Below are 26,974 nucleotides of genomic sequence, written 5' to 3' on the forward strand. Positions count from 1 at the left end.
TGCACGACGCGTTCTCAGGGCATAACGCTACGCAGCGCCACTGGCTTATCCGCCACAACGCAAAAGCCCGCATCGCTGCGGGCTTTGCTTTTTCATGCCATCAACGATCCAGGCATCAACCGCCTGGATTGAACGACAGCGTACGCCGGGTGGTCACCGGTGTGGCCACCGGCTCGAAACGCCAGCGCTTGACCGCGTTGAGCGCTTCGCGGTCGAACACGCGCGGCGGGTTGGCGCGCAGCACGCGCGAGGCGGTGATCGCGCCATCGGTACCGACCGTGAGTTCCACCAGCACTTCGCCGGAGGTGCCGGCACGCAGTGCTTCGGTTGGGTAGCGCGGTGCCGGGGTGCTGATCGGGCGCAGCGACTGCGCGGCGACCGGTGCGGCAGCCGCCGCAGCCGCGGGTGCCGGACGCGCCGGTGCCGGCGCCGGCGTTTCGGCCTGACGACGCGCAGCGGCCTGGCGCTCGGCCTCGGCAGTCTGCTGGCGGGCCGCTTCCTGCTGCGCGGCAATTTGCTGCGCAGCGGCGGCTTCGCGGGTCTGCTGCTCGGCCAGACGCTTCTGCTCGGCGGCCTGCTTGGCCTTGTCATCGACCAGCTTCTTGGCCTGTTCGGCATCCTGCTGGGAGCGGTTGGCGGCGGTCTTCATGCCGGTTTCCAGTCCACTCTTCAGGCGCGGCAATGCCGGTGCCTTGGGATCGACCTTTTCGATCAATGCAATCAAACGCTGCGCTTCGGGAAATTCTTCGCGGCTGATGCCTTGTTCGGCGGCGATCAGCGTATACGGCAGCAGATCGGTCAGCGCGCTGTTGACAGTGGCGTCCTGCGGCTGCTTTTCACGCAAGGCCAGGTAGTACTCCACCGCGTTGTCGCCGGCCGGGGCGTACATGCGGTTATCCTGCAGCGCCTTGGTGGCCGATGCGCGCAATTGGTCGGCAGCCATCGACTGCACTTGCGGCGAGACCGCCGTAGCAGGCGTGAGGACCGATGCCGCCGGCGTCGCGCCGTTAGCGGGTGCGGTGGTAGCGCCGGTGTCTTCCTGCTTGGAGCAGGCGGCCAGGCCAACCAGCAAAATGACCGGCGCGATCCGGCGTGCCATACGGCCCTGTGTCAGATCCAACATGCGTCTCCCTTACCCCGAGTGCGAAAGATAACGTTGCTGCGGCGAGCGCCGGCCATTGTTCCCGCAATGGACGGCAATGCCGCAATCTAGCATTGCTGGGGTGGTCTAAGCCAAGGGTGCGCCGCAGACCGCTGAAATTTATCCCGCCGGGGTCGCCACCACCGTCGGGGCCGGCACGCGTGCGGCCGGCTCGGGCGGCGGCGGTGCAGGGCAGTAGTGCCGCAGGAAGTCCGCATGCGCGGGCAGCCGCACCAGCGCCGCCTCCACCCGGGTGCGGATGGTGTCCAGGAAGCGGCGCAGCTCCGCATCGCCCATCAGGTCGGCCACCGGATGATGCTGTTGCGGCACGACGCCCTGGCCCAGCATCACCTGCACCCACGAGTTCTCGGCAAACAGCTCGTTGGCCTGATGGAACACGCGCCCGCTCTGGCGGAACAACTCCACCCGGTGGCGCAGCGAATCGGGGATGTCCATGGCCGTGCAGTCGCGCCAGAACGGCGTGTCGCGGCGATCGGTGGCGTGGTAATGCAGGATCACGAAATCGCGGATGTGCGTGATCTCCTGGGCTGCCTGGCGGTTGTACTCGGCGATGTCGGCCGCGTTGATGACCTGCGGAAAGGTCTGCAGCAGGCGGATGATGCCGCGCTGGATCAGATGGATGTTGGTCGATTCCAGCGGTTCCAGAAACCCGCTTGCCAGGCCCAGCGCCACGCAGTTCTTTTCCCACACGCGGTGGCGCTGGTTGGGCGTGAAGCGCAGCGGCCGCGGCTCGCTGAGCGCCCGCCCGGTGAGGTTGCGTTCCAGCACCGCGCGGGCGCCATCCTGGTCCATGTAGCGGCTGGAGTACACGATGCCGTTGCCCACCCGGTGCTGCAGCGGAATGCGCCACATCCAGCCGGCCTGATCGGCGCGCGAGCGGGTGTAGGTCGCCGGCGGGCCCACCGATTCGGTCTGCACCGCCAGCGCACTGTCGGCGAACAACCACTGCGACCAGTCCTCGCTGCCCACGCCCAGCGTCTTGCCGATCAGCAGGCCGGCAAAGCCGGTGCAATCCAGGAACAGGTCCCCTTCCACCCGCGTGCCGTCCTGCAGCGTCAGTGCGGTCAGAAAACCACTTTCTGCATCGGTTTCCACCTGGCCGATACGGCCTTCGATGCGCTGCACGCCGAAGCCTTCGCTGAAGCGGCGCAAGAAGCGCGCGTATAGCCCGGCGTCCAGGTGATAGGCGTAATTCATGCCGCCATTGGGCAGATGCGCAAAACGGCCTTCCTGCGCCGCACGCAGTTCCAGGCAGTAGTCGCCGAAGTCGCGCGCCACGCCGCGCTGTTGCCCCTTCAACCAGAAGTGCTGGAACCCGGCACTCCAGTGATCGGTGCCGGCATGGCCGAACGAATGGATGTAGTGCCGGTCCACATCGCGCCAGTGTTCGAAGGCGATGCCGAGCTTGATGGTGGCCTGGGTGGTGGCCATGAAGGCGGCCTCGTCGATCTCCAGCAAACGATGGAAGGTGACCAGGCTGGGGATGGTGGCTTCGCCCACGCCCACCGTGCCGATCTCGTCCGACTCCACCAGGGTGATCTGCAGGTGCCTGCCCAGCAACTTCGACATCGCCGCAGCGGCCATCCAGCCGGCCGTGCCGCCACCGGCGATGACGACGCGGCGTACCGGGCGCGGTTGCGGGTCCGAAGGCGTGGTGTCGGGCATGGCGAAGTCCTCAGCGATTCAAGCGTTGCAGCAGCCGTGCGCGCAGGCTGCGCGCGCGGGCGTCGTCCATCGGAGCCAGCACGCCGCGCGCGGCATCGGGCAGATGCGCGGCGGTGCTGGCGTCGGCCTCGAAGACATAGTGACGAAACACCTCCTGCCAGGTGGCGCGTTGTTCGGCCGGCAAGTCGCGGATGGTCAGCAGCGCCAGCATCAGCGCGTTCATCGGCGAATCCATGTAGGCCGGGCTCTGTCGCCACCAGAAATTCACCAGTACGTTGAAGCTCTCCAGTGCCTCGATGTGATGCCACCACATGCTCGGAATGAACACGGCATCGCCCGGCCCCAGCTCGGCGACGAGCGCATGGTCCAGCGCCTGCGCATAGCGCGGAAAGCGCTGCAGATCCGGTGCGGCGATATCCACCAGGCTGACCGGTTGCCCGGCCGGGGTCAGATCCAATGGGCCGATGTAGAGGTTGGCCAGCTGCTCGGGTGGAAACAACGTAAAGCGGCGCCGCCCGGCGACCACGCACGCCAGATTGTCGGGCAGGTCCTGATGCGCGGCGATGCGCGTGCGGTTGCCGATCCAGATGCTGGCCAGCGGCTCGCTTTGCGGTAGCGCGATCGGGTTGGCTGCGCGCAGGCCGGGCAGGTAGGTCTCCAGCGTAGTGGAGCCGACATAGATGGCCGGTGGCTGCGCGTTATCGAGGTCGCGCAACAAGGTGTCCAGCACCACGCTCAAGGGCACGCGCTCCGGGCGGAAATTGAAGCCGCTCATGTCCGCGTTGTAGAAGAAACGCCCGCCGATCTCCGGTGGCCCCACCTGCGCGACCACCGCTTCGCCACGGTCGAAGCCACGTAGATAGGCGGCAGCGGCCTGGGCGGAACGCGCGCCGGCCTGCGCCAGCGGCCAGTCGCGCACCAGCCCGCGCAGGACCAGTGGCGTGGTGGAGCGAAGGATGGCCGGGTCCAGCTGTTGCGGGTCCAGACCGTGGCGTTCCTCGATGGCGCGCGGCTCAGCCAGCATGACGGCGATTCATGCGTTCGAGCAGATGACGGAATTGCGCGATCGAGGCCACCGCCATGTACAGCGGTTCCAGATCGCCATGCCGGTGCAGTTCGAGCAGCGCGGCCTCATCGAGTGTGCGCAGGCGTTCTTCATGCACGACGTAGAGCCCGGCCAGTCGGCATTCCAGGCCGTTGTTCAAGGTGGCTTCGAACACGAAGGGTTCGAGCAGGTCGTAACCCAGCACACGGTCGACGAACGCATCGCTGGCTGCTACTCCATCGTGCAGCGTGCGCAGCACCTGGCTGATGTGGTCGAGAAAGTCGGTGGTGCCGCCGTGTTCGCGAAACAGCAATTCGCCATCAGTGCGACTGGCGCGTGGGCTGTCCAGATCCACGTGCACCATCGGCCCGTCGGGCTGCTCGCCGATCAGGAACGGTTGGCGCTGAATCGACAGCGGGATATAGGGCGCATCCCAACGCGCACCCTCCAGGAACAGGTTTTCGCCCAGGCGCAATCCCAGCAACGCCAGTGGCTGAAAACTGCGCTCGCCACTGCGATGGAACACGATGGGGTATTGCGCCTGCAGCTGGCGAAATTCCTGTGGAAAGGTCGCAGCCGACATCACGTCATCGCCGTAGGCGGCGCCGTGCGCGGTGATCACGCGCAGATCGCGATGATCGAGATTGTTCAATAACACGGCATTGGTCATGGGGGATTGGCACAGCACGCAGGGCGCGTGGCCCATGCTTCAACGAATCGCCACTGCACGGCAAGCCCTGGACGCAATCGCGTCGTCGGGTCGAGCGCAAGGGCCGTGTCCGTTCCCCGGCAGCCACGCTGCCGGGGAACGGATGGGGTTACTGCAGCGATGCAGTCACGCGTGCATCGCCACAGCGGGTATCACCAGAACTTGTAACGCAGGCCCAGCATGTAGCGCGGGCCGGTCTGGGTGGCATAGATAATCTCGTTTTTCTGCCGGCCATGCTGACGCTGGATTTCGTTGGTGAGGTTAATTGCCTCCAGGCTCAGCGACAGGTTCTCGGTCCACTGGTAACCGATGCTCAGGTCCAGCTGACCATAGGCTTCGGTGTAGACCGGGTTGGGCTGGCCGCTACCGTCGAAACGTGCGGCCAGGAATTGGTCGCGCCAGTTATAGGCCGCACGTACCTGCCACTTGTCCTTGTCGTAGAAGCCGACCAGGTTGGCCGAATCGCTCAGACCTTCCAGCGCGAACTGCTCGCCGATCACATCGTTGTTGTAAGTCAGCCCGGAATCGACCTTGGTGTAGTTGGCCGACACGCCGAAACCGCTGGCGCCGAACATGTGTTGCAGATTGAATTCCCAGCCGTCCAGCGAGGCCGAGCGCTGGTTGGCCGGCGCGGTGATGGCGAAGTTGGCCACCGGGTCGCCCGGCTGCCCACTGATCACACCGGTGGCGTTGCCGTTGGCATCGTCGGCACCGCGCACCACGCCCGGCGAACCGCCGCGGTTGCGGAAGATGTAGTTGCGGATACAGGTCAGGTCGGCCGAGGCGCAGCCATTGCCCAGCGCTTCGTTCCAGTACGTGCCGCCGATCGGCGTGTTCAAGCCCAGCGCCGTATCGTTACGCGTGGTCACGCCGATGTAGTTGTCGATGTTCTTGCGGAAGAAGCCCACCGACGCGTAGCTGGCATCGCTGTAGTACCACTCCAGCGAGACATCGATGTTGTGCGAGAGCAGCGGCTTCAGGCCCGGATTACCTGCCTGTCCGGTGCCGCCTTCGATGCGCGCGATCTGGTTGAGCGTCTGCCCGCCCTGGATATCGCCCCAGCCCGGACGGCCGATGGTTTCGCCGTAGCTGCCGCGCAGCACCAGATCGTCGGTGAGCTTGAAGCTCAGATCCAGGCTGGGCAGCCAGTATTCGTACTTGCCGCTACCACCGGCAAACGCCGAGTCGGCCAGACGGATCGGCAACTCGTTGTTGGCGACCCAGTCGATGCCCACGGCCACCGGCACCAGCGCCTGCGCCTCCACCTTGGTTTCTTCGTAACGCACGCCGGCGGCCAGGCTGATCGGCACGCGCAGATCGTCCCAGCTGTTGTTCCACTGCAGGTAGGCGTTCTTGGACTTTTCGGTCACGCGGCGGTCGGTGGCGAACACCGGCGAGATGCGGTACAGCGCCTCATTGCCAGCGGCTTGCGCGGCGGCCTGACGCACGCGCTCGAAGTCGAACAGGTACAACTGGTTGAACTGCTGTGGATTGCCGCTGCCGTCGATCGCATCGAAGTACTGCGCGAACGAGCTGGGAATCCACAGGTCGTCCGGATAGTCGGCCGCAGTGCCGTTGCCGCCCCAGGTATCGCGCTGCACGTTTGAGAACGCCGAACGGTTCTTGACCTCGGTGCTGCCGATGCCGAACTTCAACTGCGAATAGTTTTCGAAGGTGAAGTCGCCGTTGACCTGCGCCTGATCGATTTCCGACTTCATGTAGCTGTTGCGGAACGCCGAGCCGGTGACCAGCGTGCGCGACGGATCCAGACCGTTGAGCCCGAAGCCCAGTTGCTGCTGCAGCACCGGGAAATCCTTGCTGAAATCCACCACCGAGGTGCCGCGGTAGAACCCGGACACGCCCAGCGAGTTGCTCGACCCGTACGGGCTGTCCGCGCCGGCTTCGGCGGTGGAGCGGTGGATGTCGAAGTTGAGCTTGAACTGATCGTTCACCGCCCAATCCACATTGAAGCCCAGCGACTTGTTCTGGTTGCGCGTGGCGGCATTGGAGCCGGCAGTCGCCAGATCGCTGGTCGCCGGATTGACGATTTCCGAATAGGTCATCGGGCCGGCGACCGGCCCCTTGGTCCAGGCGCTGGCCGACGGGCCATAGTTGAACCACACCGACATTTCGTTGCGCTGCTGCTGGATCTTGTTTTCCGAGTAGGTGTAATCCAGCGTGGTGGTGATGTTGTCCAGCGGCTTGTACTGCAGCACCAGCTGACCGTTGGTGCGTTGGCGTTCGACGCCGACCACGCGGTAGTTGAGGTTCTGCGGCACCGAATAGATATCGTTCGGACCGGGGCGGTTGACGATGTTTTCCGAACCCGGCGCACCCGGCTGCGGGATGGTGCCGTAGGCGGTGGAGTCGCCACGGAATGCGCGCCAGCCATTGGGCACGCCGACCTGGCTGTAGCCGAAGTCGCGTTCCTGGTAGCTGCCGCTCAGCGACACGCCGAAACGTCCATCGGCCGAGGTGGTGCTGAAGATGCCGGAGATTTCCGGCGTCAGCGCATCGCCCTGCAGGGGGCCCGGCAGGTTCTCGTTGGACGCATCGTGCACGCCCTTGAGGCCCACATTGGCATGCATGCCAGGGTTATCTAGCGGACGGGCGGTCTTGATGTTGATGGTGGCACCGATGCCGCCGGTGGGCGTGCTGGCACGGCTGGTCTTGAACACCTCGATACCGGAGATCGACTCGGACGCCAGGTTGGCGAAGTCGAACGCACGCGAGTTGGAGGCGTTGGATTCCTCGATGCTGGCGCCCGGCATCTGCCGTCCGTTCAACAGCACCAGGTTGAAGTCCGGGCCGACGCCGCGCACGGTGACGCGCGAGCCTTCGCCCAGCGAGCGGTCGATTGACACACCGCTGATGCGCTGCAAAGATTCGGCCAGATTGGTATCGGGGAACTTTCCGATGTCCTCGGCCACGATGCCGTCGACGATGCCTTGCGCATCGCGTTTGACGTTCATCGACGAGGTGAGGCTGCCGCGGATACCGCTGACCTGGACGGTATCGAGGGTGGCGGGATCGGCTTGACTGGCGCCCGGAACGGTGGATGCGGACGGCGGTGCCGGCGCGGTCTGCGCAGCCAGCGGAGTCGACAATGCGAACAGCAGGGCAGACGTCAAACGCCGCGTACGCGGCAGGGTGCGAGTCTCTCTCACGGTAGTTGCTTCCCCAAACAAAAAATAAGGCCTGCCCCAGGCGGGACAGGCACAGGTCGATCGAACAATCGAGCATTTGTTAGTGCGGCCTTAACAAAGTCAATTTGCACTGCAGCATCTGCCGCGACCAAAATCGCCTCACACATCGTTCCACTGCGTTCGATATGCAGCCTATGCGCGTGCAATCGCTTGCCCGTACCATCGTGGTTCGATGGCAACGTCTGCATATGCGATGCCACCGACACAGCGAACCCAGGTGGTTGAACGCGCAATGGCAAGCGGATTCGGCAGTGCAGGAGATGTGTTGCCGGCTCCGATGCCTGCCTGCCCGAGACCGCTCATCTGGTTGTGTCTGGCGGTACGACCCTACCTTTGACTGGAGCGCGCGATGATCGATCTGTACTACTGGCCCACGCCCAATGGCCACAAAGTCACCTTGTTCCTGGAAGAAGCCGGGCTGAAGTACACGCTCAAGCCGGTCAACATCGGCAAAGGCGAACAATTCGAGCCGGCGTTCCTGCAGATTTCGCCCAACAACAAGATGCCGGCCATCGTCGACCATGCACCGGTCGACGGCGGCGGCGCGCAGAGCGTGTTCGAATCCGGCGCGATCCTGCTGTACCTGGCCGAGAAGACCGGCCGCTTCCTGCCGCGCGATGCCCGCGGCCGCATCGCCGCGTTGGAATGGCTGTTCTGGCAAATGGGCGGGCTGGGCCCGATGAGCGGCCAGATGGGCCACTTCAACGTCTATGCGCCGGAAAAGATTCCTTACGCGATCGAGCGCTACAACGCCGAGGTGCGCCGCCTGCATGGCGTGCTCGACAAGCGTCTGGCCGACCATGCGTTCCTGGCCGGCAACGACTACGGAATCGCCGACATGGCCAGCTATCCGTGGATCGAAGTGTATGGCGACCTCAAGCCGGACTACGCCGCCTTCCCGCATCTGAAGCGTTGGCACGACGCCGTCGCCGCCCGCCCGGCCACCCAGCGCGCCTACGCGCTCAAAGAACAGGTCAATCCCAATGCCGGCAAGCCGCTGAGCGATGAAGAGCGCAAGCACCTGTTCGGCAAGCGCTGAGGCAAAGCGGTAGGAGCGGTTGCGCAACAGTACACGCGGCGAAAGCTGCTGCTGTTGCGACTGCGCAGCAACAGCAAGCAGCAACGCCAAGCAGCAACGCCATCATCATTCGCAGTAGTAGCAGTAGCGGTTAGCGAGCGCAGTAACCGCACGCGACATCATCGCGGCGGCTCAAGCCCGTCTCCCTCCGGGAGAGGGGTTGGGGTGAGGGTACGCACGTAGCGCCAGACCCACCGCGCCCTGCAATCCGCTTCGCATGAAATGCGCATGCACCATCCGCACCGCGCCCCTTGCAACCAACTCGCGCGCACTGCTGCCCGCCCAAAGCAGTGCGGCCACACCCTCAGTACACCGCCTGTCTCACACGCACGCAACCACGCGCCCGGCGCTGATCGCGCACATGCACCATCGCCACACTTCTCAAACACTCTACGCACCCGCATCCTGTGCGCAGCCTTCAGACAGGACCATCGATGCGCGCCCTGTTCGTCGCCCTAGCCCTCATGCTCAGTACCGTTCCCATGGCCCGCGCCGAAAAACTCACCCTGGAAGCCATCACCGGCCCGTTGCCGCTCGCCGGCCCCACGCTGATGAAGCCCAAGGTGGCGCCAGACGGCTCACGCGTGACCTTCCTGCGCGGCAAGGACAGCGATCGCAATCAGCTGGACCTGTGGGAATACGACATCGCCAGCGGCCAGACCCGCTTGCTGGTCGATTCCAAGGTGGTGCTGCCCGGCACCGAAACGCTCAGCGATGTCGAAAAAGCCCGCCGCGAACGCCAACGGATCGCCGCGCTCACCGGCATCGTCGATTACCAATGGGCGCCGGATGCGCATGCGCTGCTGTTCCCGCTCGGTGGCGAGTTGTATCTGTACGACCTGCGCAAGACCGGTGCGGCGGCGGTCCGTCAACTCACCCACGGCGAAGGCTTTGCTACCGACGCCAAACTCTCGCCCAAGGGCGGCTTCGTCAGCTTCGTGCGCGAACGCAATCTGTGGGTGATCGATCTGGCCAGCGGCAAGCAGGTGCAGCTGACCCACGATGGCAGCGAGACCATCGGCAATGGCGTGGCCGAATTCGTCGCCGACGAAGAAATGGATCGCCACACCGGCTATTGGTGGGCGCCGGACGATTCGGCCATCGCCTTCGCGCGCATCGACGAAGCGCAGGTGCCAGTGCAAAAGCGCCCGGAAGTGTATGCCGACCACACCGAGGTGATCAGCCAACGCTATCCGCAAGCCGGCCAGCCGAATGTGGTGGTGCAACTGGGTGTGATCGCACCGCGCCCCAAGGCTGCCCCGCGCTGGATCGACCTGGGCAAGCACCCGGACATCTATCTGGCAAGGGTGGACTGGCGCGATGCGCAGCGCTTGACCTTCCAGCGCCAGTCGCGCGACCAAAAGACCCTCGAACTGATCGAAACCACGCTGGCCAGCGGCGCGCAGCGCACGCTCATCACCGAAACCTCGCCCACCTGGGTGCCGCTGACTCACGATCTGCGTTTTCTCAAGGACGGCCGCTTTCTCTGGAACTGCGAACGCAGCGGTTACGCGCATCTGTATCTCGCATCCGAAGACGGTCGCACGCTGACGCCGCTGACCTCCGGCAACTGGGTGGTCGATGCCTTACTCGCCGTCGACGAGCAGGCTGGCATGGTGTATTTCGCCGCAAGCAAGGACGCGCCCACGCAGACCCACATCTACGCCGTGCCCCTGGCCGGCGGCACGATCGAAAGGCGTTCCAACATCCACGGCACGCATGCAGCGAGTTTTGCCACCAACGCTAGCGTGTACGTCGACACCTGGTCCAACACCACCACGCCGCCGCAGATCGAGTTGTTCTTCGCCAGTGGCGAAAAAATCGCCACGCTACTGAAGAACGACCCGAGCGACCCGCAGCATCCGTACGCCAACTACCGCCACGCACAGCGCCCGATCGAATTCGGCACGCTCAGTGCTGCCGACGGCAAGACACCGCTGCACTATCGCCTGACCAAGCCGGACAACTTCGACCCGGCCAAGCGCTATCCGGTGATCGTCTACGTATATGGCGGCCCAGCGGCCCAGACCGTGCTCGATGCCTGGCCCAGCCGCGGCGATGCCTTGTTCGATCAATATCTTGCGCAGCGTGGCTATGTGGTGTTTTCGCTGGACAACCGCGGCACCCCGCGACGCGGCCGCGACTTCGGTGGCGCGCTGTACGGCAAGCAGGGCACGGTGGAAGTGGACGACCAGCTACAAGGTGTTGCCTGGCTCAAGCAACAACCTTGGGTCGATGCCAAGCGCATCGGCGTGCAGGGCTGGTCCAACGGCGGCTACATGACGCTGATGTTGCTGGCCAAACATAGCGATGTCTATGCGTGCGGCGTGGCCGGCGCACCGGTCACCGATTGGGGCCTGTACGACACGCACTACACCGAGCGCTACATGGACTTGCCGGCTCGCAATCCTTCAGGCTATCGCGACGCACGCATCGCCACCCATCTGGATGGTCTGCACGCCAAGCTCCTGCTGATCCACGGCATGGCCGACGACAACGTGTTGTTCACCAATTCCACCGCGCTGATGAGCGAGCTGCAGCAACGCGGCACTGCGTTCGAATTGATGACGTATCCAGGCGCCAAGCACGGCTTGTCGGGCGCCACCGCGCTGCATCGTTACAAGACCGCAGAAGCGTTCTTGCAGCGGTGCCTGATGCCGATGCACGACTGAGAGTGGCTAGGACACCGTAGCCGTCAGTCGACAGATGGATGTGGATAGCGCGGACGCACCGGAGTGTGCGAGTGGTGCATGCCGATACCGGGCCAGGCTTCCCGTGCATGCGGCTACGCAAGCGGATTTTCGTTGCTCTACGCCCAGGCAGGCGTTGCACCGATCACCCACTCTTCCAGGTGTTCGCACAAGGAGTGCCATGTCCCTGCCGCCATCGATTCCCGCCGCCTCACCGCAGCGCCAGCATGCGGCCGACCTCTGGAGCCGGCACTGGAAGTGGGCCGTCCCAGGCACCGGCATCGCGCTATTTCTGCTGCTGGCGCTGCTGATCGGTGGCGTGCTCTACGCGATCACTGCAGCGATGAAACCAGCGATGTCTATCGCAACGCGTTGCAGATCGCCAAGAGCGATGCGCAGGTCGTGCAACGGCTTGGCACGCCGATCACCGAGGACTTCCTGCTCAATGGCAGCCTCAGCTATTCGGTCTTACCGGCTAGGCGCATTTCAGCGTTGGGCTGCAGGGCCGGCGCGGTAGCGGCAGCGTCCAGGTGAATGCCGCGCGCAGGCATGGCTGCTGGACCTACCAGACACTGACCTTCGCCGGCATCTCTGGCGAGCCGATCGATGTGTTGCCCGCCACGGTATCGCCCCCGCAGCCCCACATGCCATGACCTAAGGCGGATTGCCGCGGCCGTTGCAGATGGGTAGGGTCGCGCTACTCACTTCGCGGATCCGCCTCATGAAGCCACTCGTTCTCGCCGTTGCGCTGGCGCTCGGTTCCTCGTTGCCGTTGCAGGCACAAACCGGCAAGGCAGCACCGACACAACCCGCCAGCCCGGCCTGGGTGCAGACCAGCAACGGCTATGCGCAGATCCTGCTCAACGCGCAGGCACCGTTCCAGCCCGAATACGCCAGCTTCTTTGGTGTACCCGGCTATGACGATCAGGTCGTCGATCTGGGTCCCGACAACGCCGCACGCTATCGCGATGCCATGCGCAATGCGCGCGCCACGCTGCAGACCAAGCTGGCCACCGAGCGCGATGCCAACGTGCGCCAGGACTTGCAGATCATGATCGGCGCGGCCGAGCAGAACATCGAAGGCAGCGAGCTCAACGAGCGTTATCTGCTGCCGTGGAGAGACGCCCCGGAGGCGGTCTTCAGTGGCCTCAATGGTCTGTTGTCCGACCAGACCGTGCCCGAGCGCCGCGCCAAGGCGTTGGACCGCCTCAAACGTTACGTTGGCCTGGTGCCGGGCAGCGCGCCGACCACCACGCTGGCGCGCCAGCGCTACGAGGAAAAGCTGAGCAACAAAGCGCTGCTGCAGCCGACCCAGCGCGAAGTGGAGCAGGCGCTGGCGAATGTGGACACCTACGTCGCCGGCATCGGCGAGTTGTTCGCCAAGTACAAGATCGCCGGCGCCGACGAAGCGCTCAAGGCCATGTCCACCCAGCTCAAGGACTACGCCAACTGGACCCGCACCACCGTGCTACCCAAGGCACGCAAGGACACCCGCCTGCCGGAACCGCTGTACGCGTACCAACTCAAGCAGGTGGGCATCGATATCGCCCCGCAGCAGCTGATCCAGCGCGCGCAACTGGAATTCATGGAAACCCGCTCGGCCATGCGCCAGCTGGCCCCGCTGGTGGCCAAGGCCAAGGGGGTGAAAGGCGATGATTACGTGCAGGTGATCCGCGCGCTCAAGGGCAACACCATCGCCGACGACCAGCTGGAAACCCACTACCGCGGCGTGATCGATCGGATCGACCCGATCATCCGCAGGCAGCGCATCGTCGATGTGCCCAACCGCCCGATGCAGATGCGCCTGGGCAGTGCCGCCGAAAGCGCCGCGCAACCGGCGCCGCACTTCCTTCCCGCACCGCTGATCGGTAACACCGGCCAGCAAGGCCAGTTCGTGCTGCCGTTGGGCAATCCGACCGCCGACGGCGCCAAGAAGGAGCAGTACGACGACTTCAACTTCGGCTCGGCCGCCTGGACGCTGAGCGCCCACGAAGGCCGCCCCGGTCACGAACTGCAGTTCACCGCCATGGTCGAACGTGGCGTCTCGCTGGCGCGCAGCATGTTCGCCTTCAACTCGGTCAACGTCGAAGGCTGGGCGCTGTATGCCGAAGCGGAAATGGTGCCGTACGAACCGCTCGACGGTCAGCTGATCGCCCTGCAGTTCCGCCTGCTGCGCGCCGCCCGCGCCATGCTCGACCCGATGCTCAACCTGGGCCTGATCGACCGCGAACGCGCGCGCCAGGTGCTGGAAGACGATGTCGGCCTTTCGCCCGCCATGACCCGCCAGGAGCTGGACCGCTACACCATCCGCGCGCCCGGCCAGGCCGGCAGCTATTTCTACGGCTACACCCGCATCCTCGAACTGCGCATGCGCACCGAACTGGCCCTGGGCAAGAAGTTCGACCGCCTGGCGTTCAATAACTTCCTGCTGGACCAAGGCCTGCTCCCACCGGATCAGCTGGCCAAGGCGGTGGAAACGCAGTTCATTCCCGCGCATGCCAAGTAGAGGCAGAAGCGGCCGCCGGGTTCAGCTGCTCAGTACCCTGGTGCACTCTCCAAATTAGCTGGAGTATCGAATGCTGTAGTGCGTCAGCATTGCGACATCAAACAGTCGATGGGGGTGCGTTTGCGCAAATATGCGTTAACGCGCCTTCGTCAGCGTTGTTTTCTGGAGTAGGTAGGCAAGGTTTTTGGGCTCATACCGCCCGGGTTGAAATCAATGCTTGAACGGAACCATGTCCGCAGGCTTTTTACCGGTCCAGTCGCCCGTCTTTTTAGCCTTTGGGCAGACATCGACGTACTGGAAATACGCTGTGAAGGCACGTTGCGACCAGCCCTTGCAGTAGTTCGTATCCGCAGTCGTCGGAAACGGGCAATAGGGCGCAACGGGCTTTATGGTGGCCTGGATTGGGTCCAGCGGTGCCCAGTGGTGGTCTGGGTCTGCACAGCCGTCCGAGCAGAAAAGGAAAGGATCGTTCATGCGACATACCAAAGTCACACCCGTGGTCTCTGCTGCCGCCTGTCCAGCAAAGCATCCCGCCAACATCAATATCCCTATCCAGCTTTTCATGGCTATTCCTTAAGGTGATTGAGATCAAGGTTGTGCTTTGCCAAGTGCGAGTGATGTCTTGCGAGTCAGCAGCAACCCTCTGGTGAACTATCGCCTGGCCAGCTCAACCTGTCCGCCGGCGGAGGATACTGCATCCGATTTGGCGTTTCACTACAAGCTGGCCTGGAGTGCTTTCCGGCTAAAAGCAGCAAAAAGGCTGGTCTCTAGTTTGGTACTGGCCTCTTGCCGGTCGAAAGCGTCCGAATCCAAGTCGAGCGGTTTATTGGTTAGGCGGTGAGCGAGAGGCATCGCTCGCCCCCGCCGGCACCCAGATCGCCACACCTGCCGCACGCTTCTGGGTGGTCGGGATACCAATACCCAGGCCGCCGCCGACGTGGCCGCCGTAGCTGCCACCGCCGACCGACAGGCCGCCGCCGGAGCGTTCGGAGCCCACGCCGACGATGACCACGCCGTTGGCGCCCAACTTTGCGGCTTCGCGCTTGAGGCGTTGCACGGCGGCGTCGGTCTGGCCCTGGGTGCCGAAGCCGGCGGCGCTGGTCGATTCGAGCTGGGCGATTTCCACCGAGCCAACCGGGGCGTGGGAATACACCTGCACTTGCGCGGGGTTGATCGGTGCGCGTGCCTGGCCGAGCATCACCTTGGAGCTGCTGGCGCAACCGGCCAGCAGCAGGGCCAGTGCGGCGCCGACGACAAAATGCCTGTTCATGATATGGCCCCCTTGGATGATGGTGATGACGGCGATGATCCTGCGCCCGGACTGAAGAGCGGCTAACACGCGGTAGCGCGCCGCCGTCAGGCCAGTACTGGCGACGCGGAGTAGCCGCGATGTACGAACGGTCCAGTCCGCGCGAGCACCCGCCGCGCCAACTGGCGGCGGCTGCGCAATGGGTCGCACTGCGTCGCCCCGGACCTTGTCGCACCCTAGCCACGCCCATGTGAGGCTGCCGCCAAACCGCCATTGGTCACGATGACCACCCGCCCACGGCGTGAGGACGGCCGCGCCGGTAAGCTCGTGCTTTCTTCAAGACGAGGTGGCACGTGGGAGTGATCAGTCTGTTGTGGGGCATCGTGGCGTTGCTCTGGATGGTCCTGGCCTTCATCCCGCTGCTGGGCTGGGGCAATTGGTTCCTGATTCCGTTCGCGGCGGTGGGTGCTGTGATCGCTGCCATCGCGCTGTTGTTTACCTCGGCCGGCAATCGCGGTCGGGCCAAGACCGGTTTGCTGCTCAACGGCTTGGTGATCGTGGTCGGGGCGATTCGCCTGAGCCTGGGCGGCGGCATCGTCTAGGCTAGGACGCCTTCGATAAGGCGGCGATGCGTACGTGCGTCTGCGGGTGTCGGGTGCGCGCGTCGGGCAGGGTCGGCCTCGCTAGCCTTGGATGCGCTGTGCGGCCTGCCGTTGGCAGGACGCAAGCAGCAGCCCTCGTTCCGTTGCAACGCTGCGACAGTGCGTCGCAGCGCGCTCTGCGTGGGATGGCGGCGTAGACTGATGCGCTGTCTAAAGGAGCCTTGTCATGGCCCATCCGCACTACCGCCCCCGCCGCATGCGCCACGACGCGTTTTCGCGTCGGTTGATGCGCGAAAACACGCTGACCACCGATGACCTGATCTGGCCGGTGTTCGTGCATGAGTTGTCCGGCCGCGCGCCGATCGCGTCGATGCCGGGCGTGGAACGGCTGTCGCTGGATGAGCTGCTGCGCGAGGCAGAGAACGCGCTGGAATTGGGCATCCCGGTGATCGATCTGTTCCCGGTCATCGACCCGGCCGGCAAAAGCCTGGATGCGGCCGAGGCCTGGAATTCGGACGGTCTGGCGCAGCGCGCGGTGCGTGCGTTGAAGTCGCGCTTCCCCGAACTGGGCGTCATGACCGACGTGGCGCTGGACCCGTACACCACCCACGGCCAGGACGGCATCATCGACGACACCGGCTATGTGCTCAACGAGATCACCGTCGAGGCGCTGGTCAAGCAATCGTTGTCGCATGCGCAGGCCGGCGTGGACATCATTTCGCCGTCGGACATGATGGACGGCCGCATCGGCGCGATCCGCCGCGCGCTGGATGCCGACGACCATCTCAACGTGCGCATCATGGCGTATTCGGCCAAGTACGCTTCGGCGTTCTACGGCCCGTTCCGCGATGCAGTGGGCAGCGCCGGCAATCTGGGCAAGGCCGACAAGACCACCTACCAGATGGATCCGGCCAACGGCGACGAGGCCATGCGCGAGATCGCGCTGGACCTGGAAGAGGGCGCGGACATGGTGATGGTCAAGCCGGGCATGCCGTACCTGGATGTGGTGCGGCGGGTGAAGGAAGAATTTCGCGTACCGACCTTTGCGTATCAGGTCAGCGGCGAGTACGCGATGCTCAAGGCGGCAGCGGCCAATGGCTGGCTGGATGAGCGCAAGTGCGTGCTCGAGGCGTTGATGGCCTTCAAGCGTGCCGGTGCCGATGGCGTGCTGACCTATTTCGCCCCGCAAGTGGCGCGCTGGTTGCGCGAAACGCGCTGAGTGCGAACGCCTGCGGCCACCTCGCCGCAGGCGCCGCTGCGTGCTGACAGCGTCTGGCACAGCTGGCGCTGATCCGTGCCGGATGCGGCATCGACTTCTGTCAGGCCGCGCTGGCGCAACGCACGCTATGCCTGCTGCCGGTGTTGCCACGGCAGGTTGGCATTGCCCTGGACGTCTGGGTCACGATGCATCAGGACGTGCGCGCCAGTGCCGCCTGCAGTGCGGTGTTCGCGGCCCTGGCGGAAGGATTGGCCACGCACTGCGCCGCGCCAGACGCTGGCATCGGCAGCAACTGACAGCGGCAGTGTGCGTGCGCCCCGCATGCACACTGCCGCTGCGATTGCCGTCTGCATGCCACGTCCACCAGCTTGCTGCGCGTGCAGCGGCCTGCTGCGCGGCAGCGTGGAAGTTACGGCAGCACCAACGCGATCGCCTGCGACTTCATGCTCGCGTTGAGCGACGGGAACGGGTCGACGTTGGTCATCATGACCAGGTCGTTGATCGACACCACGTCGCAGCTGATGCTGCTGTCGTTGACGCACAGATACGCGCCCGCGCCCACGCCCGGCTCGTAGATCGCTTTCCATACATACGCCGGCACGGCGACCTTGTCGGTGCCGACGGTCGGTGCGGTGCCGCTGTCGAACGCCGGGCCGGTCACCACATACAACTCGCCGTGCTGCTTGGCCAACTGACGTACCTGTTCTTCGATGTGCGCCCACTCGCCGGTGTTGAGCTTGTGGTCCTGCGGGACGACGTTGGCCATGGAAAAGGTCTCTTTCTCCGAGCTTTCGGTCGATGCATCGCCGGCCGGCGTCATGTGCCCGCGGTCGTAGCCGGTGTTGGTGTAGTCGGAACTTTTCGAACGGTCGGCGGCCGGGATCCCGGTTTCGTCGTGAAACGAGCCGACCCGGCCGATCGCCTCGGCGCCGGCAACCTGCTGGTCGGTCAGATGCTCGGCCGAATACACCGGGTCCTTGGTCACGCCCAAGGCCAGCAGCACGTATTCGGTGTGGCACACCTCGGTGGTACGACTGGTGGCGCTGCTCACGGCAGGCGGGGTGCCGTTTGCGTAAAGCGTGGGACAACGGCTGGCGGCCACCGCCACGGAGGTGGTGCACAACACTGCCAGGGCCACACAACCGCGCAAGAAAAAGGACATTGCAGAGCTCGCTTGCCTAAGGGAGCGAGGAAGGTGGCAAGGTGCGATGTCCAAACGATGACCGCGCGATGTGCGACAGATGACGGTGCGCTGCAGGCGCATGAGACAGGGCGGGCCGTTCCGAGCACGCGGCACGTGAGGCTGCCGCAGAACGCCATCAGCGGTGGCGACGCGCGGTTGCGAGACTCATTCTCATCTACAATGGTCGGCCGCCCTGTTTCGTGTCCAGGTCTTGATCAAGACGCTCCTGTTCCAGCTGCACTGGCTGCTCGGCATCACAGCCGGGCTGGTGCTGTCGGTGATGGGCCTGACCGGCGCGTTGATGTCCTTCGAAAACGAGATCGTACGCATGGCCAACCCGGCCATTGCACAGCTGGCGCAGCGGCATGCGGCGGGAGAGCGGCCATTGCCCGTGGACGTGTTGCTGCAACGGCTCGCTCTGGCCCCAACCGATGGGCGGCAGAAGCCGGCGGTCACGCGCCTGTTGATCGACCCCACCGGCGCGCGTCCATCCGCCGCCCGCCTCCCCGGCAAGGGCGTTGGCCGGGTGTACTTCGATCCTTACACCGGTGAGCGGGTCGCGCCGCCACGGCTGAGCGCTGCATTTGCCTTCATCGAAGACCTGCACCGCAATCTGACGGCCGGCAAGCGCGGGCAGGCGGTCACCGGTGCGTGCGCCTTGATTCTGCTGTTCTTTTGCGCATCCGGGCTGTATCTGCGCTGGCCGCGTCGGTGGTGGAGCCCACGCACCTGGTGGGTGGTGGAATGGCGACGGCAGGGGCGCAGTTTTTTGTGGAGCCTGCATGCGGTGTTCGGTACCTGGTGCCTGCTGGTGTATCTGCTGGTCGCACTGACCGGGCTGACCTGGTCCTACACCTGGTATCGCGATGGCATGGTGGCCTTGCTCGGCAGCGCGCCGACGATGCGCGGCAACGGACACGATAACCGCCCGGCCACCGTGGATTTCGCACACGTGCAACGCACGCTCGATGGCATTCCGGCCACGCACAGCGCTGCCTTGGATCTGCGCATTCCCACGCGCGCCGGGCAGCCGTTGAATGTACGGTTCCTGCCTGACAATCCCGATCACGATCGCGCCTACAACAGTCTTGATATCGCGCCGGACAGCGGAGCACTGCTGCAGCGCCAGGACTACGCGCTGCTGCCGCGCGGACAACAATTGCTGGTGAGCATGTTCCCGCTGCACTCGGGCAGTTTTTTCGGGCTGCCCGGGCGCATCGTGGTGATGTTGGCCAGCCTTGGCATGTCGGTGTTTTTCGTCACCGGCTGGATGTTGTATCTGGATCGGCGCCGCAAGAAACGCGAGCTGCGTGCCGCGCGGATGGTCTTGCAGGGCGCAGCGCCGGCGTCGCAAGCCGCACCGTGGTTGATTGCGTTTGCCAGCCAGAGCGGTTTTGCCGAACGGTTGGCCTGGCAGGCCGCTGGGCATCTGCAGGCCGCTGGCTTGTCGGTGCAGGTGCGCTCGCTGGCGCAAGTGGATGCGCAGGAACTGCAACGCGCGCGGCACGCGCTGTTGGTGATCAGCACCTTCGGTGACGGCGAGCCACCGGATGCGGCACGCGGCTTCGAGCGCGAACTGCTGCGGCAACGCCTGGAACTGCCGCAATTGACTTACGCGGTGCTGGCGCTGGGCGACCGCCAATACGCACAGTTCTGCGGATTCGCGCGGCGTGTCGAACAGTGGCTGGAGGCACAGGGCGCACGTGCGCTGTTTCCCGCGGTGGAAATGGACAACGGCGATCCGCAGGCGCTGGCGCAATGGCATGCGCAGCTGGGCCAGATCGCCGGTGCACCAGTGAGCGCTGCGCCCCTGGCACGGCCCATGTTGAGCGAATGGATGCTGTCCTCGCGCACGCATCTGAATCCGGGCAGTGAGGGGGCGCCGATCTGGCGCATCGATCTGCAGCCGCCGGCTGATGCGCAGTGGCAAGCCGGCGACATTCTCGAAGTGCAGCCTGCGCATGACGCAGCGCAGGTGCGAGCTTGTCTGGCCGCCTGGGGCCTGTCGCCCGACGTGCTGGTGCACGTGGACGCGCAGTTGCTGCCGCTGCAGCAGGCCGCCGCCGAGCGCCTGCTGCCGGAGCCGCCCGCAACGCCGCCTGCCGATCCCCCGGATCCGCAGAGCTGGCTGGACGCCTGCGCCTGGCTGCCCACACGCGATTATTCGCTTTCCAGCGTGCCGGCCGATGGGACGGCGACGGTGGTGGTGCGCCTGACCGCGCGTATTGATGGCAGCCCCGGTCTGGGCTCAGGGTGGTTGATCTGCCATGCGGCGATCGGCACGCCGGTGCGCGCGCGGTTGCGCACCAATCCCGGGTTTCATCGGGTCGAAACAATGCCGATGGTCTTGATCGGCAATGGCACCGGCATTGCCGGCCTGCGCGCGCTGCTACGCGAAGCCGAGTTGGCCGGCGTGCATGGGCACTGGTTGTTGTTCGGCGAACGACAGGCGATGCATGACCGTTTGTTCGCAGAGGAGTTGCAGGCCTGGCAGGCGAGCGGGCATCTGCAGCAACTGCACTGGGTGTTCTCGCGCGATCAACCGCAAAAACGCTACGTGCAGCATCACCTCCGCGACGCAGGCGACACGCTGCGGCACTGGATCGACCGCGGCGCCGTGATTTACGTCTGCGGCAGTCTGGACAGCATGGCGCGCGAAGTCGATGCCACCTTGCGAGAACTGCTCGGCGATACGCGGCTGGAATCGTTGACCGCAGCGGGCCGTTATCGGCGCGATGTGTATTGAGTGTGGTGATGTGCGCTGCATTCCAGACTTACATCGGCTAGCAAAACGCGGTGCGTGAGCGTCAGGCGGGCGCGGAGGGTCCAGAACCGCAGGTCGCCACGCACGACTGATAGGTGCCGATTTTGAGCACTGCTTGCTCGCTGCTCGCGCGATGGCGACACAGCGCTTGGTTATCCGCATCCTGGTCGATGCAATCGAAAAGCCCAGCTGGTCGAGCGCGCGGTGTCCTCGCCGCTCGCGGGACACGCCGTGAACCCATCCATGGGGGGCTCAATGGCGGCATGCATAGCGCCGACGGTCGCGCAAGCGGCGAGGGTAACGCGCGCGCGCTGGCTGGCATCTAGCTAACGCAGCTCACTGCTACGGACAGATCGCTGCACTTTTCGATTGGGTTGTTGCTGCGAATTGCGCGGTCATGACAGCAGCTAGCCGCTGCGGCAAGGCATCCACTGAGCTAACGCGTGATTCGTCTAATGAATCGCGCAATGCACACCGAACAACGCGACTGGTCCTTGCCCGCCCACCGTCGCGGGACCCGTGGCGGCATGGGTCCCGCCAAGGAGCTCACAAGGACGTACTTGCAGCGTGTGCTGCGGGCAAGGACCGCCCAGCCCAGTTGCAGATCAAGTGCTCTGCAGCCAGATCTCAGATAAGCCGGCCTGCACCGAAGCCCAGATTATCCGCCCTGCAATAAACCGGCATGCCATAAATGAGACCAGCCGGTCTGCGTCTGACATTGCGACTCCCTCCACCTCAACGGCAACGCGCATCGCCATCGGCTGCCGGTGCCTTCATGCGGTAGATATCCAGCTGCCCTGCGCGCGGCGCACGCGCACTGCCGGTCACCAGCAATTCGCCGGGTTTTGCCGTATCCACGACCGCGCCGAAGGTGCGCTCCTGTGGTCCGTTGAATGACAGCGGCAACGCCTGGCCCTGTGCAAAATGCCCGTCCTTGCAGACGGCCAGCAGCAACTGGCTGGGGCCATCGATGTTCCCGCGGGCCCAGACCAGTGCGCGTTCGTCGCCGAGCCAGGCTGCGTCCAGTTCGTCGGCTGCGCTGTTGATGTCGCGTAAGGGCATGGGCGCAGTGAATGCCTTTCCATCCCAGTGCGCCACGAACAGGTCCATGCCGCCGGCGCCGCCATGTCCGTCGCTGGCGAACAGCAGGCGCTTGCCGTCCAGCGACAGCGTCGGCGCGCGCTCGTTGCCGTCGCTGTTGATCGCCGCCCCCAGCGATTGCACCGCGCCCACGACGCCGTGCGCATCCACCGCCGCCCGGTACAGGTCGCTGCCGCCGGCGCCGCCTGGTCGGGTGGAGGCAAACAGCAGCCAACGGCCATCGGTACTGAACAGCGGGGTGGTCTCGTCCCGGGCGGTGTTGAGCGACAGCGGCTGCGTGTCCTGCCAGCGCCCGCCACGCAGCTGCGCCTGCCACAGGTCCCAGCCGCCGGCGCCGCCGGCACGGTCGCTGGCCCAGACGATACGCTGCCCGTCCGGGCTGAGCGTGGCGCGCGCCTCGTTGGCCGGCGTGGAGACCACGCCCATGCCCTCGATGCCGAATTCGGCAAGCCCCGAAGCAGACGGGACGCAGAGTAAACTTGCCGCCAGCGTGAGCAGCGTCCATCGAAATTGCATGCGGTGTTCCTGCCTCAAGTCGCGCACAGTCTAGTCAACCAGAGAGCGTTTCATGCCCGTATCCCGTTATGCCGTGTTCGGTCACCCCGTCGCCCATTCGCTGTCGCCGGCCATCCACGCCGACTTCGGGAAGCAGACCGGCATTGCGCTGGACTACACCGCCATCGATGCGCCGCCGGAGGACTTCAGTGCCGCGCTGCAACGCTTCGCCGACGAAGGCGGCAAGGGCGCGAACGTTACCCTGCCGTTGAAGGAAGCGGCGTGTGCGCTGGCCAGTAGCCTGAGCGATCGCGCGCGATTGGCCGGGGCGGTGAACACACTGGTGCGTCACGATGGCCAGTGGCAGGGCGACAACACCGACGGTATCGGCCTGGTGCGCGACCTCACCGATCGCCACGGCCTGGATCTGCGCGGTCGCCGCGTGCTGTTGCTGGGCGCCGGCGGTGCTGCCCGCGGGGTGGCGCCGGCGCTGCTGGACGCAGGGATCACCGAGATGGTGGTGGTGAATCGCTCGCCCGAGCGTGCCGACGCGTTGTGCGATGCGCTGGGCGAACCCGGCCGGGTGGTCTCGCGCTACATCGAAGACCTGCGCGAACTGGGCGACTTCGAACTGATCGTCAACGCGACCGCTGCCGGTCGCGACCGCGATGCCGGTGCGTTCTCGCTGCCGCTGGGCCTGGTCAACAGCCTCACCGCCGCGGTGGATCTCAACTACGGCGAAACCGCCATCGCGTTCCTGGCCTGGGCGCGCGCGGCGCATTGCCGGTACGCCATCGACGGCCTGGGCATGCTGGTGGAACAGGCGGCGGAAAGTTTCGCGCTGTGGCACGGCGTGCGCCCGGACACCGACCCGGTCTATGCCGCGCTGCGCGCGCGCGATGCCGTGCTGGTCAGCGCGGACTGAGCCGGTGGCCATGACCACCACCGACATCCTGCTCAGCCTGATCACCAGCCTGCTGTCGCGGGCGCCGATGCTGATCGCCTTGTTGCTGGGGCTGGTGTTGCTGTGGCGCGCCCCGCACGGGCCGCTGCGGCGCGCCGCGCTGGTCGGGCTGTGGTTGCTGCTGGGATGCCTGCTGGCCGAGGTGGCCCTGCAGGCGATTCCGATGCTGTTGATGCAGCAAGGCAACGTGCGCCAGATCGGTCTGGTCATGGGCGTCGGCCGCTTCGTGCTGACGGCGGTGCAAGGCGTGGGCATCGGCGTGCTGGTGTGGACCCTGGCGCGTAGCCTGCAACGGCTGCCGCCGGCTGCGGGTCCGCGCGCATGATTCCGCTCAAGGCGCTCGCGCTCACCCTGGTCGGTCTGATCTGCGCAGGGCAGGGCGGCTGGACGTTGCTGCATCCGCAGGCGCTGGCGGCGGTCAACCGGGGCGGCCTGCTGTACGAACGCTTCGGTCCGGCCGGTGTGGGCGTCGGCATGTTGGCGGTGGGCGTGATGATGGCGGTGATCGGCGTGGTGTGGACCCGCTACGCCTGGCCGCGACGCGCTTGATCGTCAGGTTCTGAACGTCTGGCAGTGCCTGGCGGTGGCCTGGCTTCGAGTGCGCCTATGCAGCGCTGCATGGCATTCAGAACGCTCAGGTTTGCTCGACAACGACAAGCGCAGCCCACACGCGGCCGCCGACCGCAGCATCCGCCTCCATCCGTCGTTCGTCCGTCACAGGCGCTGGTCCCAGGCGATGCAACGGCAGCAGACAAACAGGTTCAGCTGCCGCGCGGATCGGTCGCAGGCGCTGCGCCGGTCCGTGCGAAAATGGCGCGATGAGTGACCTTGCCCCACCGGCCGCACCGTCCGCGCCCGTCCCCCCCCAGCGCGTGCTGACCGACCCGATCAAGGCCGGCATCCGCGACGCCTACGCCAAGCTGCAGGCCAACACGCCCGGCTTTGCCACCCGCCGTGCGCAGAGCCAGATGATCGGGCTGGTCTCGCGTGCGCTGGCCACTTCCGGCGGCATCGGCATCGCCGAGGCGCCCACCGGCGTCGGCAAGAGCCTGGGCTACCTCACTGCGGGCGTGCCGATCGCCCTGGCCACCAAGAAAAAACTGGTGATCAGCACCGGCACTGTGGCGCTGCAGTCGCAGCTGGTGGAACGCGACATCCCGGCCTTCCTCAAGGCCACCGGGCTGGAAGCGACCGTGGCGCTGGCCAAGGGCCGCACCCGCTACCTGTGCACGCGCAATGCCGCCGAGCTGGAAGGCGACACCAGCCAGAACGCCATGTTCGAAGACGAGCAGGCGCTCTACGACCGCCCGCTCAGCCCGGTCGATGCGGATCTGGCCAAACGGCTGGCCAAGGCCTACGCCGCGCGCACCTGGAACGGCGACCTGGACGATGCCCCCGAGCAGGTCTCGGTGCCGCTGCGCATGCGCATCACCACGCCGGCTTCCGGCTGCGCGGGACGCCGCTGCAGCTACGCCGCGCAATGCCCGGTGCTCAAGGCGCGTACCGATGTGCGCGAGGCGCAGATCGTGGTCACCAATCACGCCCTGCTGCTGTCCTCGTTGTCGCTGGGCGATGCCGAAAATGGTCAGCCGCTGATCGCCCCGCCATCGGACATGCTGCTGGTGCTCGACGAGGGCCACCACATCGCCGGTGTGGCAATCGACCAGGGCGCGGCCAATCTGCCGCTGGACGAGATGGCCAAGCGCACCGGCCGCATGCAGATCCTGATCGCCGCCGCATATCGCGCGGTGGACAAGGACAAGATCGGCAACCTGCTGCCCAACGAAGCCATCGAGGTGGCGGCGCGGGTGTCCAAACTGCTCAAGGCCTTCCATGCCGAGGTCGAACGTGTGTGGAAGCCCGAGCCCGGCGAGCGCGATCCGTTGTGGCGTGCCGCCAACGGCAAGTTGCCGCCGCAATGGGGCCCGGCCATCGAGGAGCTGGGCGAAGAAACCCGCGCGCTGTTCAACTGGGTACATGCCGCGCATGGCGCGGTTGCCAAGGGCAAGCAGGACGATGCCGCACGCGAACGCCTGCAACGCAACCTGGGCCTGGCGCTGGAAATGGCCGAGCAGCAGCACAATCTGTGGAGCGGCTGGCGGCGCGAGGACAAGGAAGGCCAGCCGCCGATGGCGCGCTGGATCACGCTGTCGCGCGATGGCGATCTGATCTGCCATTGCTCGCCGGTGTCGGCGGCGCAGGTGCTGCGCACGATGATCTGGAACGAAGTGGATTCGGTGGTGATGACCTCGGCCACGCTCACCGGCGGCGGCGATTTCCAATCCTTCGCCATCGATAACGGTCTGCCCGAGCACGCCGAAATGGCCTCGTTGGCCTCGCCGTTCGACCTGCCCAATCAGGCCGAATTGATCGTGCCCAATTTTCCGGTGACCCCGGACGATCGCGAAGGCCATCCCAAGGAAGTGGCCAAGTACTTGGTGCGCGAGCTGGATTGGAACGCCAAGGGCAGCATCGTGCTGTTCACCTCGCGCTGGAAGATGGAAAAGGTGGCCGACCTGATGCCGTTGGCGCAACGCAACCGCGTGCTGGTGCAGGGCGAAGGCAACAAGTCGCAACTGATCACCGAACACCTGCGCCGCATTGCCGCCGGCGAAGGCTCGGTGTTGTTCGGTTTGAATTCCTTCGGCGAAGGCCTGGATCTGCCCGGCGAGGCCTGCACCACGGTGGTCATCACCCAGGTGCCGTTCGCGGTGCCCACCGATCCGCAGACATCGACCTTGAGCGAATGGCTGGAAAGCCGCGGGCACAATGCCTTCAACCTGATCGCGATTCCGCATGCGCTACGCACGCTCACCCAGTTCGCCGGCCGTTTGATCCGCAGCTCCAACGATCATGGCCGCGTGATCATTCTCGACTCGCGCCTGCTCACGCGTCGCTACGGCAAACGCATCATCGATGCCTTGCCGCCGTTCAAGCGGGTGATCGGGCGCTGAGGACATCGGCACGTCGTGTGCCACTGCGGCGCTCAGTGATCCCAAACAAGTAGTGATATCGACCGCCTGGTCTCGGTCGACAAGGCGCAGGCGGCCAGTGCAGCGACCGCCACCTACGTCCGCGTCGTCATCCCTCATCCGCATGCCGCCGCGGGCAATCATGCGCGCGGGCGACTCTGCTGGCCAGGCTATCGAGTTGGTGGATGCGGAGGCAGTGCGTTTTTTCGCATGGCATTGCTTCGCAGCGCAGCATCAGTGTGAGGATTTCAGCGGCGATGGCATGCAGCGCGATCACGAGCGACGTGCTTGCAGATAGAAAATACGCGTTATCTGCAACGCGCTGCCACATCGAACGCGATGCATATCACGCAACGCGGTCATC

The 26,974-nt window shown here is 65.3% G+C and carries 21 protein-coding genes, 1 other RNA gene and 1 pseudogene; 12 read left to right on the forward strand and 11 right to left on the reverse strand.

All coding sequences use genetic code 11. The features are described 5' to 3' along the window. Positions 1-115: 115 nt before the first annotated feature. The 5 genes from XBLMG947_RS05590 to XBLMG947_RS05610 all read right to left on the reverse strand — a co-directional run bounded on the left by XBLMG947_RS05590 (position 116) and on the right by XBLMG947_RS05610 (position 7,748). On the reverse strand, positions 116-1,123 hold the full coding sequence (locus XBLMG947_RS05590; RefSeq protein WP_065466771.1) for an energy transducer TonB: 1,008 nt from the start codon (positions 1,121-1,123) through the stop codon (positions 116-118). Between the two features lie 138 nt (positions 1,124-1,261). Beyond that, entirely contained in the window at positions 1,262-2,827 is a 1,566-nt protein-coding gene (locus XBLMG947_RS05595; protein ID WP_065466772.1) for a tryptophan halogenase family protein, read from the reverse strand. Between the two features lie 10 nt (positions 2,828-2,837). Then, positions 2,838-3,851: a cupin-like domain-containing protein gene (locus tag XBLMG947_RS05600; protein WP_065466773.1), complete on the reverse strand. Its 1,014-nt coding sequence runs from the start codon at positions 3,849-3,851 to the stop codon at positions 2,838-2,840. Beyond that, complete coding sequence (locus XBLMG947_RS05605) at positions 3,841-4,542, reverse strand: SapC family protein (RefSeq protein WP_065466774.1); 702 nt, start codon at positions 4,540-4,542, stop codon at positions 3,841-3,843. The genes XBLMG947_RS05600 and XBLMG947_RS05605 overlap by 11 nt, the downstream gene beginning before the upstream one ends. A 191-nt stretch (positions 4,543-4,733) precedes the next feature. Further along, a complete protein-coding gene (locus XBLMG947_RS05610) occupies positions 4,734-7,748 on the reverse strand; it encodes a TonB-dependent receptor (RefSeq protein ID WP_065466775.1) in 3,015 nt (1,004 codons plus the stop codon). Positions 7,749-8,136: 388 nt separating this feature from the next. Here XBLMG947_RS05610 and XBLMG947_RS05615 point away from each other — a divergent pair, with 388 nt between their 5' ends. Continuing rightward, positions 8,137-8,826 (forward strand): glutathione binding-like protein, encoded by a 690-nt coding sequence (locus XBLMG947_RS05615; RefSeq protein WP_065466776.1) that lies wholly within the window; start codon positions 8,137-8,139, stop codon positions 8,824-8,826. A 473-nt stretch (positions 8,827-9,299) separates the two neighbouring features. Continuing rightward, positions 9,300-11,537, forward strand: a complete 2,238-nt coding sequence (locus XBLMG947_RS05620) for a S9 family peptidase (RefSeq protein ID WP_065466777.1) — start codon at positions 9,300-9,302, stop codon at positions 11,535-11,537. 4 nt (positions 11,538-11,541) lie between these two features. Here the strand turns inward: XBLMG947_RS05620 and XBLMG947_RS05625 are convergent. After that, positions 11,542-11,617: non-coding RNA, sX9 sRNA (locus tag XBLMG947_RS05625), on the reverse strand. A 310-nt stretch (positions 11,618-11,927) separates the two neighbouring features. Here XBLMG947_RS05625 and XBLMG947_RS23495 point away from each other — a divergent pair. Together XBLMG947_RS23495 and XBLMG947_RS05635 are read left to right on the forward strand one after the other, a co-directional pair. Further along, positions 11,928-12,089 carry a hypothetical protein gene (locus XBLMG947_RS23495; RefSeq protein WP_245228108.1) on the forward strand — a complete coding sequence of 54 codons (162 nt, stop codon included), beginning with the start codon at positions 11,928-11,930 and terminating at the stop codon, positions 12,087-12,089. 187 nt (positions 12,090-12,276) lie between these two features. Further along, positions 12,277-14,061: a DUF885 domain-containing protein gene (locus tag XBLMG947_RS05635; RefSeq protein ID WP_065466778.1), complete on the forward strand. Its 1,785-nt coding sequence runs from the start codon at positions 12,277-12,279 to the stop codon at positions 14,059-14,061. 210 nt (positions 14,062-14,271) lie between these two features. Here the strand turns inward: XBLMG947_RS05635 and XBLMG947_RS05640 are convergent, their stop codons facing one another. After that, the gene (locus XBLMG947_RS05640; protein ID WP_065466779.1) at positions 14,272-14,625 is read right to left on the reverse strand and encodes a hypothetical protein; all 354 of its coding nucleotides are present in this window, start codon (positions 14,623-14,625) and stop codon (positions 14,272-14,274) included. A 259-nt stretch (positions 14,626-14,884) separates the two neighbouring features. Next, complete coding sequence (locus XBLMG947_RS05645; RefSeq protein WP_065466780.1) at positions 14,885-15,331, reverse strand: hypothetical protein; 447 nt, start codon at positions 15,329-15,331, stop codon at positions 14,885-14,887. 338 nt (positions 15,332-15,669) lie between these two features. On the opposite strand from XBLMG947_RS05645, the gene XBLMG947_RS05650 reads away from it, so the two are divergent. From XBLMG947_RS05650 to XBLMG947_RS23500, 3 genes and pseudogenes are all read left to right on the forward strand, one after another. Further along, on the forward strand, positions 15,670-15,912 hold the full coding sequence (locus XBLMG947_RS05650) for a hypothetical protein (RefSeq protein ID WP_181093127.1): 243 nt from the start codon (positions 15,670-15,672) through the stop codon (positions 15,910-15,912). A 226-nt stretch (positions 15,913-16,138) separates the two neighbouring features. Beyond that, complete coding sequence (hemB, locus tag XBLMG947_RS05655; protein WP_065466782.1) at positions 16,139-17,131, forward strand: porphobilinogen synthase; 993 nt, start codon at positions 16,139-16,141, stop codon at positions 17,129-17,131. Positions 17,132-17,184: 53 nt separating this feature from the next. Further along, a pseudogene (locus XBLMG947_RS23500) lies at positions 17,185-17,427 on the forward strand (LysR family transcriptional regulator); the annotation flags it as partial. A gap of 113 nt (positions 17,428-17,540) precedes the next feature. On the opposite strand, the gene XBLMG947_RS05665 reads toward XBLMG947_RS23500, so the two are convergent. Beyond that, positions 17,541-18,293, reverse strand: a complete 753-nt coding sequence (locus XBLMG947_RS05665) for a DNA/RNA non-specific endonuclease (RefSeq protein ID WP_065466784.1) — start codon at positions 18,291-18,293, stop codon at positions 17,541-17,543. Between the two features lie 232 nt (positions 18,294-18,525). On the opposite strand from XBLMG947_RS05665, the gene XBLMG947_RS05670 reads away from it, so the two are divergent. Continuing rightward, positions 18,526-21,060: a PepSY domain-containing protein gene (locus XBLMG947_RS05670; RefSeq protein ID WP_065466785.1), complete on the forward strand. Its 2,535-nt coding sequence runs from the start codon at positions 18,526-18,528 to the stop codon at positions 21,058-21,060. A gap of 753 nt (positions 21,061-21,813) precedes the next feature. Here the strand turns inward: XBLMG947_RS05670 and XBLMG947_RS05675 are convergent. Continuing rightward, positions 21,814-22,695: a TolB family protein gene (locus tag XBLMG947_RS05675; protein ID WP_065466786.1), complete on the reverse strand. Its 882-nt coding sequence runs from the start codon at positions 22,693-22,695 to the stop codon at positions 21,814-21,816. A 52-nt stretch (positions 22,696-22,747) separates the two neighbouring features. Between XBLMG947_RS05675 and aroE the strand changes: the two genes are divergently transcribed. From aroE to dinG, 4 genes are all read left to right on the forward strand, one after another. Further along, on the forward strand, positions 22,748-23,599 hold the full coding sequence (gene aroE / locus XBLMG947_RS05680; RefSeq protein ID WP_065466787.1) for a shikimate dehydrogenase: 852 nt from the start codon (positions 22,748-22,750) through the stop codon (positions 23,597-23,599). A 10-nt stretch (positions 23,600-23,609) separates the two neighbouring features. Continuing rightward, the gene (locus XBLMG947_RS05685) at positions 23,610-23,963 is read left to right on the forward strand and encodes a hypothetical protein (protein WP_065466788.1); all 354 of its coding nucleotides are present in this window, start codon (positions 23,610-23,612) and stop codon (positions 23,961-23,963) included. Beyond that, a complete protein-coding gene (locus XBLMG947_RS05690) occupies positions 23,960-24,187 on the forward strand; it encodes a hypothetical protein (protein WP_065466789.1) in 228 nt (75 codons plus the stop codon). The genes XBLMG947_RS05685 and XBLMG947_RS05690 overlap by 4 nt, the downstream gene beginning before the upstream one ends. A 269-nt stretch (positions 24,188-24,456) precedes the next feature. After that, the gene (gene dinG / locus XBLMG947_RS05695) at positions 24,457-26,592 is read left to right on the forward strand and encodes an ATP-dependent DNA helicase DinG (protein ID WP_065466790.1); all 2,136 of its coding nucleotides are present in this window, start codon (positions 24,457-24,459) and stop codon (positions 26,590-26,592) included. A 127-nt stretch (positions 26,593-26,719) separates the two neighbouring features. Here the strand turns inward: dinG and XBLMG947_RS23140 are convergent, their stop codons facing one another. After that, complete coding sequence (locus XBLMG947_RS23140; RefSeq protein ID WP_167352004.1) at positions 26,720-26,941, reverse strand: hypothetical protein; 222 nt, start codon at positions 26,939-26,941, stop codon at positions 26,720-26,722. Between the last annotated feature and the right edge of the window lie 33 nt (positions 26,942-26,974).

This window comes from Xanthomonas bromi, from assembly GCF_900092025.1.
GTDB lineage: Bacteria > Pseudomonadota > Gammaproteobacteria > Xanthomonadales > Xanthomonadaceae > Xanthomonas > Xanthomonas bromi.

Bases quoted from the DNA above. Each gene is read 5' to 3' on its own strand.
- XBLMG947_RS05665 (WP_065466784.1), bottom strand. From the start codon at position 18,293: ATGTCCTTTTTCTTGCGCGGTTGTGTGGCCCTGGCAGTGTTGTGCACC.
- XBLMG947_RS05675 (WP_065466786.1), bottom strand. From the start codon at position 22,695: ATGCAATTTCGATGGACGCTGCTCACGCTGGCGGCAAGTTTACTCTGC.
- XBLMG947_RS05620 (WP_065466777.1), top strand. From the start codon at position 9,300: ATGCGCGCCCTGTTCGTCGCCCTAGCCCTCATGCTCAGTACCGTTCCC.
- XBLMG947_RS05635 (WP_065466778.1), top strand. From the start codon at position 12,277: ATGAAGCCACTCGTTCTCGCCGTTGCGCTGGCGCTCGGTTCCTCGTTG.
- aroE (WP_065466787.1), top strand. From the start codon at position 22,748: ATGCCCGTATCCCGTTATGCCGTGTTCGGTCACCCCGTCGCCCATTCG.
- XBLMG947_RS05605 (WP_065466774.1), bottom strand. From the start codon at position 4,542: ATGACCAATGCCGTGTTATTGAACAATCTCGATCATCGCGATCTGCGC.
- XBLMG947_RS05685 (WP_065466788.1), top strand. From the start codon at position 23,610: ATGACCACCACCGACATCCTGCTCAGCCTGATCACCAGCCTGCTGTCG.
- XBLMG947_RS05590 (WP_065466771.1), bottom strand. From the start codon at position 1,123: ATGTTGGATCTGACACAGGGCCGTATGGCACGCCGGATCGCGCCGGTC.
- dinG (WP_065466790.1), top strand. From the start codon at position 24,457: ATGAGTGACCTTGCCCCACCGGCCGCACCGTCCGCGCCCGTCCCCCCC.
- hemB (WP_065466782.1), top strand. From the start codon at position 16,139: ATGGCCCATCCGCACTACCGCCCCCGCCGCATGCGCCACGACGCGTTT.
- XBLMG947_RS05615 (WP_065466776.1), top strand. From the start codon at position 8,137: ATGATCGATCTGTACTACTGGCCCACGCCCAATGGCCACAAAGTCACC.
- XBLMG947_RS05645 (WP_065466780.1), bottom strand. From the start codon at position 15,331: ATGAACAGGCATTTTGTCGTCGGCGCCGCACTGGCCCTGCTGCTGGCC.
- XBLMG947_RS05600 (WP_065466773.1), bottom strand. From the start codon at position 3,851: ATGCTGGCTGAGCCGCGCGCCATCGAGGAACGCCACGGTCTGGACCCG.
- XBLMG947_RS23140 (WP_167352004.1), bottom strand. From the start codon at position 26,941: ATGTGGCAGCGCGTTGCAGATAACGCGTATTTTCTATCTGCAAGCACG.
- XBLMG947_RS05690 (WP_065466789.1), top strand. From the start codon at position 23,960: ATGATTCCGCTCAAGGCGCTCGCGCTCACCCTGGTCGGTCTGATCTGC.
- XBLMG947_RS05595 (WP_065466772.1), bottom strand. From the start codon at position 2,827: ATGCCCGACACCACGCCTTCGGACCCGCAACCGCGCCCGGTACGCCGC.
- XBLMG947_RS05640 (WP_065466779.1), bottom strand. From the start codon at position 14,625: ATGAAAAGCTGGATAGGGATATTGATGTTGGCGGGATGCTTTGCTGGA.